The 14,192-nt window shown below is 65.6% G+C and carries 17 protein-coding genes; 6 read left to right on the top strand and 11 right to left on the bottom strand.

All coding sequences use genetic code 11. The annotated features are described in order from the left end of the window. Positions 1-2: 2 nt before the first annotated feature. The 7 genes from BMX43_RS13170 to BMX43_RS13140 all read right to left on the bottom strand — a co-directional run bounded on the left by BMX43_RS13170 (position 3) and on the right by BMX43_RS13140 (position 6,236). Positions 3-1,025 carry a threonine aldolase family protein gene (locus tag BMX43_RS13170; protein ID WP_091302108.1) on the bottom strand — a complete coding sequence of 341 codons (1,023 nt, stop codon included), beginning with the start codon at positions 1,023-1,025 and terminating at the stop codon, positions 3-5. After that, positions 1,025-1,471, bottom strand: coding sequence for a YcgN family cysteine cluster protein (locus BMX43_RS13165; protein ID WP_091302106.1), 447 nt, complete (start codon positions 1,469-1,471; stop codon positions 1,025-1,027). The genes BMX43_RS13170 and BMX43_RS13165 overlap by 1 nt, the downstream gene beginning before the upstream one ends. After that, positions 1,468-2,391, bottom strand: coding sequence for a bifunctional riboflavin kinase/FAD synthetase (locus tag BMX43_RS13160; RefSeq protein WP_091302104.1), 924 nt, complete (start codon positions 2,389-2,391; stop codon positions 1,468-1,470). Before BMX43_RS13160 ends, BMX43_RS13165 begins: the two co-directional genes overlap by 4 nt. Positions 2,392-2,418: 27 nt before the next feature. Next, positions 2,419-2,862, bottom strand: a complete 444-nt coding sequence (locus BMX43_RS13155; protein WP_091302102.1) for a MaoC family dehydratase — start codon at positions 2,860-2,862, stop codon at positions 2,419-2,421. 117 nt (positions 2,863-2,979) lie between these two features. Beyond that, positions 2,980-3,870 (bottom strand): TIGR01459 family HAD-type hydrolase, encoded by an 891-nt coding sequence (locus BMX43_RS13150; RefSeq protein WP_091302100.1) that lies wholly within the window; start codon positions 3,868-3,870, stop codon positions 2,980-2,982. 355 nt (positions 3,871-4,225) lie between these two features. Further along, positions 4,226-5,143 (bottom strand): manganese-dependent inorganic pyrophosphatase, encoded by a 918-nt coding sequence (locus tag BMX43_RS13145; protein ID WP_091302098.1) that lies wholly within the window; start codon positions 5,141-5,143, stop codon positions 4,226-4,228. Between the two features lie 85 nt (positions 5,144-5,228). Then, positions 5,229-6,236 (bottom strand): TraB/GumN family protein, encoded by a 1,008-nt coding sequence (locus BMX43_RS13140; RefSeq protein ID WP_245749470.1) that lies wholly within the window; start codon positions 6,234-6,236, stop codon positions 5,229-5,231. Between the two features lie 199 nt (positions 6,237-6,435). Between BMX43_RS13140 and groES the strand changes: the two genes are divergently transcribed. From groES to BMX43_RS13120, 4 genes are all read left to right on the top strand, one after another. After that, positions 6,436-6,723, top strand: coding sequence for a co-chaperone GroES (groES, locus tag BMX43_RS13135; RefSeq protein WP_091302096.1), 288 nt, complete (start codon positions 6,436-6,438; stop codon positions 6,721-6,723). Between the two features lie 54 nt (positions 6,724-6,777). Continuing rightward, entirely contained in the window at positions 6,778-8,421 is a 1,644-nt protein-coding gene (gene groL / locus BMX43_RS13130) for a chaperonin GroEL (RefSeq protein ID WP_091302094.1), read from the top strand. Positions 8,422-8,531: 110 nt separating this feature from the next. Beyond that, entirely contained in the window at positions 8,532-9,701 is a 1,170-nt protein-coding gene (locus BMX43_RS13125) for a glycosyltransferase (RefSeq protein WP_091302092.1), read from the top strand. A 62-nt stretch (positions 9,702-9,763) separates the two neighbouring features. Beyond that, positions 9,764-10,168: a low affinity iron permease family protein gene (locus tag BMX43_RS13120; protein WP_091302090.1), complete on the top strand. Its 405-nt coding sequence runs from the start codon at positions 9,764-9,766 to the stop codon at positions 10,166-10,168. A 3-nt stretch (positions 10,169-10,171) separates the two neighbouring features. On the opposite strand, the gene BMX43_RS13115 is transcribed toward BMX43_RS13120, so the two are convergent. The 3 genes from BMX43_RS13115 to BMX43_RS13105 form a co-directional block, all read right to left on the bottom strand. After that, entirely contained in the window at positions 10,172-11,242 is a 1,071-nt protein-coding gene (locus tag BMX43_RS13115) for a 5-(carboxyamino)imidazole ribonucleotide synthase (protein ID WP_091302088.1), read from the bottom strand. Next, positions 11,235-11,720, bottom strand: a complete 486-nt coding sequence (purE, locus tag BMX43_RS13110) for a 5-(carboxyamino)imidazole ribonucleotide mutase (RefSeq protein WP_091302086.1) — start codon at positions 11,718-11,720, stop codon at positions 11,235-11,237. The genes BMX43_RS13115 and purE overlap by 8 nt, the downstream gene beginning before the upstream one ends. A 174-nt stretch (positions 11,721-11,894) precedes the next feature. Next, the gene (locus BMX43_RS13105) at positions 11,895-12,113 is read right to left on the bottom strand and encodes a YdcH family protein (protein ID WP_091302085.1); all 219 of its coding nucleotides are present in this window, start codon (positions 12,111-12,113) and stop codon (positions 11,895-11,897) included. A gap of 221 nt (positions 12,114-12,334) precedes the next feature. Between BMX43_RS13105 and BMX43_RS13100 the strand changes: the two genes are divergently transcribed. Further along, positions 12,335-12,793: an Hsp20 family protein gene (locus BMX43_RS13100; protein WP_091302083.1), complete on the top strand. Its 459-nt coding sequence runs from the start codon at positions 12,335-12,337 to the stop codon at positions 12,791-12,793. Positions 12,794-12,805: 12 nt separating this feature from the next. Next, positions 12,806-13,033, top strand: a complete 228-nt coding sequence (locus tag BMX43_RS13095) for a DUF1150 family protein (protein WP_091302081.1) — start codon at positions 12,806-12,808, stop codon at positions 13,031-13,033. 63 nt (positions 13,034-13,096) lie between these two features. Here the strand turns inward: BMX43_RS13095 and trxB are convergent, their stop codons facing one another. Beyond that, a complete protein-coding gene (gene trxB / locus BMX43_RS13090) occupies positions 13,097-14,035 on the bottom strand; it encodes a thioredoxin-disulfide reductase (RefSeq protein ID WP_091302228.1) in 939 nt (312 codons plus the stop codon). Positions 14,036-14,192: the final 157 nt, after the last annotated feature.

The raw sequence follows: 14,192 nt of genomic DNA, 5'->3' as shown, positions 1-14,192 counted from the left end.
GGTCAGAGCGCGGCGAGGAAACCCGCCACATCGGCCTCGGTCGTGGCCCAACTGGTGACCAGCCGCGCGCCTTCGCGCCCTTCGGGGGCGGGGGCGTCGTAGAACTGCGCACCCGCTGCGCGCAGCCGGGCCGAGGTGCCGGGTTCCCAATGTGGAAAAAGGATATTCGCGTCAACAGGATGGCCGAGGCTGATCCCGCGCGCGGCAAGCCCTTCGGCCAGCAGGGCCGCCATGGCATTGGCCTGTGCGGCCCAGGCCAGCCAGCGCCCTTGTTCCAGCATCGCCACCATCTGCGCCGCCAGATAGCGTGATTTCGACACCAGATGCCCGGCCCGTTTGCGGCGCAGCTCGAACTCCCATCCCTTGTCAGGGGCGAAGATCACCACCGCCTCGACCCCCATCAAGCCGTTCTTGGTGCCGCCAAAGGACAGAACATCCACCCCGGCCTGCGCGGTCAACGCGGCGGGGGTGGCGCCGGTCGCCACCACGGCATTGGCAAAGCGCGCACCGTCCAGATGCACGGGCAGGCCTTTGGCCTTGGCCAGCGTGGCCAGAGCGGTGGTCTCGGCGGCAGAATACACCGTGCCCGCCTCGGTCACATTGGTCAGTGACACCATGCCGCGCTGCACGCCATGCACACCGCTTTCGCCTGTGTTTGCAAGGGCATGGGCCAGCGCCGCCGGGGCCATCCGCCCATGCGCGCCGCCCACATGGACCAGTTTCGCGCCATGGGTGAAGAATTCGGGCGCGCCGCATTCATCCTCGGCGATATGAGCGTGGGTATGGCAGAACACCGCGCCCCAGGGCGGGCAGAAACTGGCCAGAGACAGCGCGTTGGCGGCGGTGCCGGTTGCCACCAGATGCACCACGGCTTGCGGTGCGTTCAGTACCTCGCGCAACATCTCGGTCGCGCGGGCGGTCAGCGGGTCGGCGCCATAGCCGCGGGCGTAGCCGTCATTCGCGGCGGCGAGGGCGGCCAGAACCTCGGGCGGGCAGGGCGCGGTGTTGTCGGAGGCGAAGAACATCAGGGCGTCTCGTCGATGATGTAATCTTCCCAGTCTTCCTCCGGCACCTCGAATTCCGGCACCGTCCAGCCGCGCACGCTGGCGCCTGCGGTGTGGACGCTCTCGGGATCGCCGGTCACCAGCGGATGCCAGTCAGGCAAGGATTTTCCTTCAAACAGAAGGCGATAGGCACAAGTGCGCGGCATCCAATAGGCGATCTTCGGCAGGGTGGAAGGGGTCAGCCGCACGCAATCGGGCACGAATTGCTTGCGGATCGGGTATTGGGTGCAGCGGCAGGTTTCGCCATCGAGCAGGCGGCAGGCGATCTTGGTGAAGGCCACTTCGCCGGTGTCTTCAAACTCGATCTTGTTCAGGCAGCACTTGCCGCAGCCGTCGCACAGCGCCTCCCATTCCTCGGGGGACATCTTCTTGAGCGGCACGGTTTCCCAGAAACGCGGGCGCATCATGCAGCCGCCAGCAGAGTGCGGGCGCGGGCGCAATCGGCATCCATCTGCGCGATCAGCGCGGGCAGGCCGTCAAACTTCATTTCGGGGCGGAGGTATTCGACCAGCGCGACGGAAAGGTGATGGCCATAAAGATCACCTTTGAAATCAAAGATATAGGTTTCAAGGTTGGGGGTGTTTTCACCAAACATCGGCCGCACGCCAAGGCTGGCTGCGCCGCCATAGCTGCCCGCCTGCGGCCCGGTCAGCACATCGACCTTCACCGCATAGACGCCAAGGCGCGGCAGATGCAGCCCGCCCACGCTCATATTCGCGGTGGGGAAGCCCAACTCGCGCCCGCGTTTTTCGCCGTGCAGCACCGCGCCCTCGATCCGGTGCAGGTGGCCCAGCATGGCAGCGGCATCTTGTGGGCGGCCTTCAGACAGCGCGTTACGGATCGCGGTGGATGAGATTTCCTTGCCGCCCGCGCGCAGCAGGGGGGCGATGGTCACGCCAAAACCATAGGCGTTCCCAAGGGCTTGCAGGTCATCTACCGTTCCCTTGCGCCCCTTGCCAAAGCAGAAATCGGTGCCCACGGTGACATGGCGCGCGCCCAGACCGGCGGCCAGCACCTGCGCGGCAAAACCCTCGGGGGTGAGGGAGGCCATGTCGGCGGCGAAGGGCAGTTCGTAAAGGCGGGTGACGCCAAGTTTCGACAGGCGATTGGCGCGGGCTTCGGCGTTCATCAGCCGGAAGGGCGGGGCGTCGGGGGCGAAGAACTCGCGCGGGTGCGGCTCGAAGGTCAGCACGCCCAAGGGGCCATGCTGCGATGCGGCTTCGATCACCGAGCGGTGGCCCAGATGCACGCCGTCAAAATTGCCCATCGCAACCGAGGCGCCCCGATCTTCGGGCGCAAGCCCTTGCCAGTGCTGAAAAATCTTCATGCGGCCCCGTAGTGAGGGCGCGCGCCCTCAGTCGAACTTGCGGCTGGGCGCCAGAACCAGCGCTTCGCCTTTCAGGACAACGGTATTACCCACTGCGCAATGGGTTTCAAGGGTCACGCGGCGTTTCGCATGGTCGATCGCGGTCACCTTCACCTCGGCATAGACGGTATCGCCGGGGCGCACGGGGGCCATGAATTTCAGGGATTGTCCAAGGTAAACAGTGCCATGGCCGGGAAGCTGTTCGCCGATTACCGCCGAAATCAGCCCGGCGGTCAACATTCCATGGGCGATGCGGCCCTGAAAGATCGTGTCCTGCGCGTAGGAATCGTCGAGGTGGACGGGGTTCCGGTCGGTCGAAACCTCGGCAAAAAGCTCGATATCCCGGTTGGTTACGGTTTTCCGCAGGTGGCGGGTCATACCGATTTCGATGTCTTCGATGCAGATCGTGCCGCGGGGCATATTGTCCAACATCCTGCGAATCCTCCGGTTTACTGCGCTGCAACGTAGCAGATGCTGCGATGCAGCGCAATCAGTCGGGTAATAATTTAACGCAGGTGCGACAAAAGTCGCAATATTATTGCGGGTCGGTTAGCTCAGATGCCCCAGCGCATAGGTGGGGGCAAGCTGTTCGGCGGTGAGCCAGTCTTCCAGCAAGCCTTTGTCAGGATTGGAGGAATCTGCGCCGAACCGATCCGCCACGATGCCGCCGGTGATGAACAGCGTGTCCAGCCCCTCGGCCTGGCCGCCTTGCACGTCGGTCCAGGGGCCGTCGCCGATGCAAAGGATGTCTTCATTCGCGACCGGGTTGCCGGATTCGGCCAGCATCCGGCGGGCGAGATCGTAGATCGGCGGGTGGGGTTTGCCGAAATAAAGCGCGCTACCGCCCATGTCTTCATAGGCTTTTGCGAGGGCGCCGGCACAATATAGGCGCTTGTCGCCCATATCGACCACAATATCCGGGTTGGCGCAGAGCATGGTCAGGCCACGCGTCTTGCCCAGAAGCAGGGCGGCGCGGTAGTCGTCGGGCGTCTCGGTCGTGTCATCGGTCAGGCCGGTGCAGACGATGCCCTCCGCCTCGGCCAGGGGCACGAAGGTGATGGGATCGGCCGCGGCAAGGGCCTGCAGATCGGGCGGCAGATCGGTGAAGAAGGGCATGTCCTTCTCGGCGCCGATATGGTGGATACGACGGCCCACCGCGCCGGACACCAGCGCATATTGTGCCGCATCGCCCGAGGACACCACCATGTCGTAGCAATCGCGCGGCGCCCCCATGCGATCCAGCTGCGCCATGACCGAGGTGCGGGGGCGCGGTGCGTTGGTCATCAGCACGACGAGGCCACCGCTGGCGCGGAATTGCTGCAGCGCGGCAACGGCGGCGGGGAAGGGGGTCTGGCCGTTGTGCAGGCAGCCCCAGAGGTCGCAGAACACCGCACGGTAGGACGGAGAAATCTCGGAGAGGGCGGAGATCAGCGTGGTCATCTGGGGCCTTTCACGGCGAATTTCGGGGGGGTGACTCGCGTACACCGGGGGTACACCCCCGGTGCGCCCCCTGTCGGGTGTTTTCTACCGGAATTTTGGGGGAGGGAAGATGGGATTTTTCTGGGGCGGGTGTGGTGGCCCCCTCACCCTGCCCTCTCCCCCGGGGGGAGAGGGGGGTGGTGTGCTGGGGTGGGTGGGGTTGGGGGAAGGGGTGTGCGGTGGCCCCCTCACCCCCCCTCTCCCCCGGGGGAGAGGGGGGTGGTGTGCTGGGGTGGGTGGCGTTGGGGGAAGCGGGTGCGGTGGCTCCCTCACCCTGCCCTCTCCCCCGGGGGAGAGGGGTGGTGTGTTGTGGCGTTCAGAGTTTCAGCGAGGGGATGATCTGCTTCTTGCGGCTCATCACGCCGGGCAGGACCACGGTGTCGCCGGTGACGGTGCAGCCGAAGCTGGCTTCTGCCAGTTGTTTCACCAGATCGTTCGGCACCAGCAGGGTGGCTTCTTCGTTCAGGATGTCGATCACGAACAGCAGCACCTGATCGGCGCCGTCTTCCTTGGCGACGGCGACCATCGAGTCCATCAGGCTGGCCTTGCGATCCAGCAGCACCTGCGGCGCGGTGGTTTCCAGAACGGAAACGCGCAGCTCTTTGCCCGCGACATTGTATTCTTTCGAATCCATGCGCAGCAGTTCGGCATCCGAGAAGCTGGAGACATCGGATTTCGCGGCGAACATTGCGGCGGCGAATTCGGCGATGGTCACGCCCAGATCGGCGGCCAGCGCCTCGGCCACGGCGCGGTCATGCGCGGTGGTGGTGGGGCTGCGGAATTCCAGCGTGTCGGACAGGATGCAGGAGAGCATCGCGCCCTTGATCGCGCGCGGGGCGCGGGCGGCATCGGCCCCCATCAGATCGTGCATCAGCGTGGCGGTGCAGGCCAGCGGGCGGATGGTGATGTCGATCGGGGTCTTGGTCTTCAGCCCGCCGACCAGCATGTGGTGGTCGATGATCGCCAGCAGCTTGGCGTCATGGATCCCGGCGGGCAATTCGGCGGGGTTGTTGGTATCGACCACCACAACCTCGGCGCCGGGTTCGATGTCGGCGATGATTTCAGGTTTGTCGAGCCCCCAGTGGCGCAGCACGAAGGCGGCTTCGGTATTGGGTTCGCCCAGCAGCACGGGCTTGGCCGGGGTGCCTTTGACTTCGGTCAGATACCAGGCCCAGACGATGGGCGAGCCGGTGGAATCGGTGTCGGGGGCCTTGTGGCCGAAAACCTGGATCATGCGGGGTTCCGTAGTCTGAGGAGGGTTTGGCGCGTTATAGCAATCCGCGCGGCAATGTCACGCGGCGCAATGTCTCAGGTGCGGGCTAGAGCGGCAGGCGTTCGAGGGTCCAGCCGCGCTCTGCCAGCAGGGACAGCACGCCCTCTTGCCCCGAGAGGTGGAGCGCCCCGAAGGCGGCAAGGGCGGGGCCTTCGGCGGTGGCCTGTTCCAGCACCGCGATCCAGATGCGGTTGCGGTGGGTCATCAGCGCGGCTTCCAGCCGGGCGAATTCGGCATCGGCGCGGGCGGCGGTATAGCCGGGCGCCTTGGCTGATTCGAGGCGGGTAAACTCCCACATGCGGCGGCTGTCTTCGGCGAAATAGGCATCGGAAAGGGTGGTGGCGTAATCGGCGAGCTGATCTTCCATCAGCAGGGCAGAGCGGATCATGCCGAGCTGGTCTTCCTCCGACAGGCTGTCGAAAATGGTGAAGAGCGTGGTGTAGGGTTCCAGCGCGCGGATCGGCAGCCCGACCTCGGTGGCGCGCTGCATCAATTGCCGGTCAAGGCCGTTATCCAGCGCGGCGGCGGGCGCGCAACTGGACATCGACAGGGTGACGGCGACGAACCACGGGCGCATCCGCGCAGCCATGATCGCGGGGATCTGGTGGCGTTTGAGGGCTGTGGTGAGCGTGGCCCAATCGGCGGGGCCGAGGCGGTCGCGCAACGTCGGGCCTGCGGGCAGCAGGATCAGGTCGGGGTTGCGGGCCATGGCGGCCTTGAGGGCGCGTTCCTCTTCTGGCCCGGCTTCGACCAGCAGGGTGCGGGCGTCGCGCAGCACGGGGGCGAGGCGGGCGAGGGTGGCGGCATGGCGCGAATCGGCCAGGTGGAAGGTGCCGATCAGGTGCAGTTGCCGCCCGTCCTTGGTGGCGCGCCAGAAATTGCCGGTGGCAAAGGGTTGGGCGGCGGTGGCGGCATCGAGCCGGGCGGTATCCGGCGGGGCGAGGGTGGTGAACAGGTTGCGGCCGGTGCAGCTGTCGGCCAGTGCGGGCGTGGTGCAGAGCCCGGCCAACAGGGCGAGGCTGCAGGCAAGACGGCGGATGAGTGTCAGGGGCATCTGGTCCTCCGGGATCGGGGGAGTGTGGCATGGGGGAGGGGGCGGGCCAAGGGCCGCCCGGCGCTGCGGCGCAGCGATTTTTTCTGTGCGACGGGCGTTGACAGGTGCGCGCGGGGTGCCTAACTGTCTGGCCATTGGCACTCAGGCCGACTGAGTGCTAATCGGATTAACACTGGATACCCAAAGGGAGTGTTCAAAGATGGCATTCAAACCGCTGCATGACCGTGTGCTGGTTCGCCGCATCGAAGGCGAAGAAAAAACCAAGGGCGGCCTGATCATCCCCGATACCGCGAAAGAAAAGCCCGCTGAGGGCGAAGTGGTTGCCGTGGGCCAAGGCGCACGCAAGGACTCGGGCGAGCTGATCGCGCCGTCGGTGGCCGTGGGCGACCGCGTGCTGTTCGGCAAATGGTCGGGCACCGAAGTCACGCTGGATGGCAAAGAGCTGCTCATCATGAAGGAAAGCGACATCCTCGGGATCATCGCCTGATCCCTGACGGACCGCTGACCTTATCCCTGAAATTCTAGACACTGGAGCAAGCACATGGCTGCTAAAGACGTCAAGTTCGACACCGATGCCCGCGACCGCATGCTGCGCGGCGTGAACATCCTCGCCGATGCTGTGAAGGTTACCCTCGGCCCGAAAGGCCGCAATGTGGTGATCGACAAATCCTTCGGCGCCCCGCGCATCACCAAAGACGGTGTGACGGTTGCCAAGGAAATCGAACTGGCCGACAAGTTCGAGAACATGGGCGCGCAGATGGTGAAGGAAGTCGCTTCCCGCACCAATGACGAAGCGGGCGACGGCACCACCACCGCCACCGTTCTGGCCCAAGCCATCATCAAGGACGGCCTGAAAGCCGTTGCTGCTGGCATGAACCCGATGGACCTGAAGCGCGGCATCGACCTGGCCACCGCCAAAGTCGTCGCGGCGATCAAGGCTGCGGCCCGTCCGGTTTCGGATTCGGCTGAAGTTGCGCAAGTCGGCACCATCTCGGCCAATGGCGAAGCGGAAATCGGTCGTCAGATCGCCGACGCGATGCAGAAAGTCGGCAACGAAGGCGTGATCACCGTCGAAGAGAACAAAGGCCTCGAAACCGAGACCGAAGTCGTCGAAGGCATGCAGTTCGACCGCGGCTACCTGTCGCCCTATTTCGTGACCAACCCGGACAAGATGATCGCCGATCTGGAAGACGCGCTCATCCTGCTGCACGAGAAGAAACTCTCGTCGCTGCAGCCGATGGTCCCGCTGCTGGAAGCCGTGATCCAGTCGCAAAAGCCGCTGATCATCGTGGCCGAAGACGTGGAAGGCGAGGCTCTGGCCACGCTCGTCGTCAACAAGCTGCGTGGCGGCCTGAAGATCGCTGCCGTGAAGGCGCCGGGCTTCGGCGACCGTCGCAAGGCCATGCTGCAGGACATCGCGATCCTGACCGGCGGCCAGGTGATTTCTGACGATCTGGGCATGAAGCTGGAGAATGTCACCATCGACATGCTCGGCCGTGCCAAGAAAGTGTCGATCACCAAAGACAACACCACCATCGTGGACGGTGCTGGCGACAAGGCTGAAATCGCGGCCCGCGTGTCGCAGATCCGCGCCCAGATCGAAGAAACCACGTCGGATTACGACAAGGAAAAACTGCAAGAGCGCGTGGCCAAACTGGCTGGCGGCGTTGCGGTGATCCGCGTCGGCGGCATGACCGAGATCGAAGTGAAAGAGCGCAAGGACCGCGTGGATGACGCCCTGAACGCGACCCGTGCGGCCGTGCAGGAAGGCATCGTTGTCGGCGGCGGCGTGGCTCTGGTTCAGGCTGGCAAATCGCTGGACGGTCTGGTGGGTGCAAACTCTGACCAGAATGCCGGTATCGCCATCGTGCGCCGCGCGCTGGAAGCACCGCTGCGTCAGATCGCCGAAAACGCCGGTGTGGACGGGGCTGTGGTTGCGGGCAAAGTGCGCGAATCCACCGACCTGACCTTCGGCTTCAACGCGCAGACCGAAGAATATGGCGACATGTTCAAGTTCGGCGTGATCGACCCGGCGAAAGTCACCCGCACCGCGCTGGAAGACGCGGCGTCGGTTGCCTCGCTGCTGATCACCACCGAAGCGATGATCGCTGACAAGCCGCAGGACAAATCGTCTGCTGGCGGCGGCGGCATGGGCGGCATGGGCGGCATGGACGGCATGATGTGATCAGCCGATAGGCTGTTTACGGAAAAGGGCGCCTTCGGGCGCCCTTTTTGCTGCGCGGGGGGCGGGGTTTCGTGTAGGTCTGTCGCAACTGGGGCTGCTATGGAGGCGGGATGCTGCCGGAACTGGTGATGATCGTGACGGCGCCGCTGGAGCGGCTGCCCGACGGGCGGCTGCGGCTGGATGCGCGGTTCATCGAGGGGCTGGCCCTGCACGCCGCCCATTGGGATGGGCCGCTGCGCTGCATCATCTGGGAAGGCGGGCCGGTGCCGTTTGGCCGCGAGATGGCCGAGGCCGATCTGGCGGTGCCGTTGACCGTGCTGCCCGAGGGGGCGGCGCTGACGCGCGATCATCTGGCGGGGGCGGGGATCGTGCTGGCGGCGGCGGATGGCTGGCGCACCCATGCCTTGCCCGATCTGTGCGGGCCGGGGGTGAAGCTGGTCTATGCGATCGAATACACGCTGGCGACGCGGCTGGATATTCTGCGGCTGGACAAGGGTATCGGCTGGCTGCGCCGCCTGCGGTCGATGCTGTGGGTCATCCGGCAAGAGCGGCGGATGTGCCGGGCCTTTCGCCGGGCGGCGGGGCTGCAATGCAATGGCGACCCGGCGTTCGAGGCCTATGGTCGGCTGGTGCCGGATGTATTGCGTTACCATGACGGGCGGATGGATGGGGCACTGTTCGCCCAAACCTCGGAACAGGCGATCCGGCTGGCGCGGCGACTGCATGGCGGGCCGCTGCGGCTGGTGAATTTCGGGCGGCTGGAGCCGATGAAGGGCGCGCAGGATCTGGTGCCCTTTGCGCGGGCGCTGCGGGCGCGGAGCGTGGATTTCACGCTGGATATTTTCGGCACCGGATCACTGGAGGCGCAGTTGCGCGACGAGATCGCGGCGGCGCGGCTGGAGGCGCGGGTGCGGTTGCACGCGCCGGTGCCGTTCGAGAGCGAGCTGGTGCCGTGGATGCGGCAGGAGGCGGATATTTTCCTGAGCTGTCACCGGCAGGACGATCCATCCTGCGCCTATCTGGAGGCGATGGGCTGCGGGCTGCCGGTGCTGGGCTATGCCAACCGGATGTTGGAGCGGCTGGTGGCGCGGGTGGGCGCGGGCTGGACGGTGCAGTTTGGCGACCCGGTGGCGCTGGCGCGCGAGGCGGCGCTGCTGGCGGCGGCCCCCGAGGAGGTTTCGGGCCATTCGGAGCGGGCGCTGGCCTTTGCGCGGGCCCATTCGGCCAGCAAGGAATTCGCGGCCCGGATGGAGCAGCTGGCGCGGCTTGCCGCCGGCTGAGCAGGGGTTGCGGCGCCCCGGGGCTGCGCTAGGGTGGCGCCGGATCACGGGGAGGGCGGCGCATGGCGGATCGGTATGGCAGCATCGCGAAAACGGTGTCGCGCTGGTGCGGGCGGCCTTCGACCTTCACGCTGGCGCTGGGGGTGATTGTCGTCTGGATCGTCACCGGGCCGATCTTCGGGTTTTCCGACACCTGGCAGCTTGTCATCAACACCGGCACGACGATCGTGACCTTCCTGATGGTGTTCCTGATCCAGAACACCCAGAACCGCGACACCTCGGCGATCCAGTTGAAGCTGGACGAGCTGATCCGGGCGACGCAGGGCGCGCATAACGCGCTGCTGGATCTGGAGGAGCTGGAGGAGCGCAGTCTGGAGGCATTTCGCCGCCGTTACGAAAATCTGGCGGCGGAAGCCCGCGCCCGGTTGGAGCGCGGGGAGAGCGATACCGGCACGCCGGAGTCCTGAGCCTTAGCGGCCGATGATGCGGTTCACATGGCCCATCTTGCGGCCGGGGCGGGCCTCGGATTTGCCATAGAGGTGCAGGGCGGCGTTCTTTTCGCGCGCGAGGGCGGGGATGCGGGCGATGTCGTCGCCGATCAGGTTTTCCATCACCACATCGGCAAAGCGCGACCCGTCGCCCAGCGGCCAGCCGGTAACGGCGCGGATGTGCTGTTCGAACTGGTCCACCGCGCAGCCGTTCTGCGTCCAATGGCCGGAATTATGGACGCGGGGGGCGATTTCGTTGACCAGCAGGCCCTGCGGCGTCACGAACAGTTCAACCCCCATGACGCCGACATACTCCAGCGCGTTGAGGATGCGGGCGGCCAGCAGCACGGCATCGGTGCGCTGGGCATTGGTCAGCTTGGCGGGCAGGGTGGTGGTGTGCAGGATGCCGTCACGATGCACATTCTCGCCGGGGTCATAGCAGGCGACCGAACCGTCAAGCCCGCGGGCGGCGATGACCGACACCTCATGCGTGAAGCTCACGAAGCCTTCCAGCACGGCGGGGGCGCCGTCCATCTGGGCCAGTGCGGATTCGGCATCGGCGGGGCTGTGCAACCGGGCCTGGCCCTTGCCGTCATAGCCCAGACGGCAGGTTTTCAGGATGGACGGCGTGCCGATGCGGGCGAGGGCGGTGTGCAGATCCTCCAGCGTGGTGACGGCGGCATAGGGCGCGGTGGTCAGGCCGAGCGAGGTGAGAAAATCCTTTTCCGCAATCCGCTCCTGACTGACGGCCAGCGCCCGGCGGTTGGGGCGGATCGGGCGCAGCGATTCGAGCAGGTCGAGTGCGGCGGTGGGGATGTTCTCGAACTCATAGGTGATGACATCGACGCTTTGCGCGAAGGCGCGGAGCGCCTCGGCATCGTCATAGCTGGCGGTGGTCAGCCGGTCGGCGACATGGGCAGCGGGGGGATTGGCGGAGGGCTCATAGATATGGGTGCGAAAGCCCAGACGGGCCGCCGCGACCGACAGCATCCGGCCCAACTGGCCGCCGCCCAGAATACCGATCATCGCGCCAAGCGGCAGGGCCTCATTCATCGCGCGGCTCCTCGGGGATGGAGGCGGAGAGGGCGTCGCGCCAGGCATCCAGCCGGGCGGCCAGCGCCGGGTCGGTGAGGGCGAGGATGCCGGCGGCCATCAGCCCGGCATTGGCCGCCCCTGCGGCGCCGATGGCCATGGTGGCGACGGGAAAGCCCTTGGGCATCTGCACGATGGAATAGAGGCTGTCCACGCCCGACAGGGCACGGGTCTGCACCGGCACGCCGATCACCGGCACGCGGGTCTTGGAGGCCATCATGCCGGGCAGATGGGCGGCGCCACCGGCCCCGGCGATGATCACCTTGAGCCCGCGCTCGACCGCGGTCTTGCCATAGGACCAGAGCCGGTCCGGCGTGCGGTGGGCCGAGACGATCTTCGATTCGTAGCTGATCCCGAGTTCATCGAGGATCGCCGCCGCCTCGCGCATCGTCGGCCAGTCGGACTGGCTGCCCATGATGATTCCGACGTCAACAGCCATCGCATCCCCCGTGGTTTTTCAGGCGCTTTAGCGCGCAGGGGGGCAGGGGGCAAGCGCGGATGCGTGACGGGCGATCCTTCTGCGAAGGATCGTGCTGCGGCGCATCGGATGGGGCGGGATTCGGGCGGCGGCGATCCTTCTGCGAAGGATCGGGGCGGCGTGATCGCGGTCAGGTCAGGCGATGATGTCGGGGATCAACTGATCCTCGATCTTCACGATCTGGTCTTTCAGGCAGAGTTTCTGCTTTTTCAGCCGCCGCAGCGTCAACTGATCGGGGCGGCCCATGGTTTCCAGCACATGGATCGCCTCGTCCAGATCGCGGTGTTCGCAACGCAGCACTTCTAGCCGGATCCGCAGCATCTCTTCGAAATTGAGTTCCATCGAAGCGTTCATGTGCGTTCTTCCTGACGGGCGGGCTGCTGAGTCGCAGGCGAATTACTTGCGAAACATAGCATTTTTTCCGCGCTTTGGGAAGAAATGTCCCGCGATTTCCTGCGATTGCGGCAGCCGCACAGGGGCTTGCGCGGGGCGTTGCGGCGCCCCATATTCAAGGGGAGCCGGGTGCCCGATGACGGGGCCGGGCACGATATGTCGCTTTTCGCAAGGGCAAGTCGATGACCAAGATCAGTTTCGGGTCCCATCCCTATCTTCTCGGGTTCGAGCAGCTTGAACGGCTGGTGGAACGCACCGCCAAAGGCTCGGGCGAGGGCTATCCCCCGTTCAACATAGAAGCGGTGGCAGACAATGCCTATCGCATCACGCTGGCCGTGGCCGGGTTCCGCGAGGAAGAGCTGTCGATCACGGTGGAGGACCGGCAACTCGTCATCCGGGGCCGTCAGGCCGAGGATGACGGCGCGCGGGTCTGGCTGCACCGGGGCATTGCCAGCCGCGCCTTCCAGCGCAGCTTCGTGCTGGCCGACGGGGTAGAGGTGGCGGGGGCGCATATGGAACACGGGTTGTTGCATGTCGATCTGCGGCGCGTCGTGCCGGAGACGGTGGTGCAGACAATCCCGATCCGGTCGCCGCGCGTGGCGGATACGCCTGCGCCGGTGAAGCGGATCGAGGCGAAATGAAAGGATCGGGTCATGGATGCGAAAGTGAATTTCTTCCCTGAAAGCGCCGAGCGGATCGTCTATGTCCGCCCGGTGCATGTGGCCGACCTGCCCGAAGAGATCCGGGTGCAGGCGGTCGGTATCGAGACGCTGTATGCGGTGCATCGCCCGGATGGCGAGCGGCTGGCGCTGGTGCGCGACCGGGCGCTGGCCTTCGCGCTGGCGCGGCAGAACGATCTGGCGCCGGTGAACGTGCATTAAGGCTGCGCGGCGCGGGTAGAATGAAAAACGGCACCCCGTGGGGTGCCGTTTGCGTTGAGGCGATCAGTGCCCGGCCAGCCAGCGCTCGGCGTCAAGGGCTGCCATGCAGCCCATGCCCGCGCTGGTGATCGCCTGACGATAGACGTGATCCGTCAGGTCGCCCGCCGCAAACACGCCGGGGATCGAGGTGCGGGTGGTGCCGGGTTCGACCTTCACATAGCCGCCATTGTGCAGCTCCAGTTGGTCGTTCACCAGTTCCGAGGCGGGGGCATGGCCGATGGCGACGAAGAAGCCGTCGCAGGGGACATCGGTCGTCTCGCCGGTTTGCAGATTGCGGGCGCGCACGGCGGTGACGCCCAGCGGCGCCTCGGTGCCCAGAACCTCGGTCACTTCGCTGTTCCAGATCACCTCGATCTTCGGGTGTTTGAACAGGCGGTCCTGCATGATCTTTTCGGCGCGCAGCGAATCGCGGCGGTGGATCAGCGTGACCTTGGTGGCGAAATTGGTGAGGAACAGCGCCTCTTCCACGGCGGTGTTGCCGCCGCCGATTACCACGACCTGCTTGCCGCGATAGAAGAAGCCGTCACAGGTGGCGCAGGCCGAGACGCCGAAGCCCTTGAACTTTTCTTCGGAGGGCAGGCCCAGCCAGCGCGCCTGCGCACCGGTGGCAAGGATCACGGCGTCGGCGGTATAGGTGGTGCCGCTGTCGCCCTGCGCGGTGAAGGGGCGGTTTTGCAGATCGAGGCTGGTGATGTAATCGCCGATGACCTCGGCCCCCATGGCCTGCGCATGGGCTTCCATGCGGACCATCAGGTCAGGGCCCTGCACATGGGTATCGCCGGGCCAGTTTTCGACCTCGGTGGTGATGGTCAACTGGCCGCCGGGCTGCATCCCCTGCACGAGGATCGGTTCCAGCATCGCCCGGGCGGCATAGACGGCGGCGGTATAGCCCGCCGGGCCGGAGCCGATGATCAGAACTTTGGTATGGCGCGCGTCACCCATGGTGCCCTCGTATCTGTTGCCTGCCCCATATAGGGGGCGGCGCGGGGCGAGGCAAATGCCTGATCGCAGCGCCGTGAAATGGGGCATTTGGGTCGGGTCGTGCGGAAAAATACCTATCGGGCGAAAGAATATTGCGCATGGGGGCGCAAAATCCTAA

This window comes from Gemmobacter aquatilis (genome assembly GCF_900110025.1).
Lineage (GTDB): Bacteria > Pseudomonadota > Alphaproteobacteria > Rhodobacterales > Rhodobacteraceae > Gemmobacter > Gemmobacter aquatilis.
Note: the sequence above shows the minus strand (reverse complement) of the source record. Positions and strands in the feature narration are given on the sequence as shown.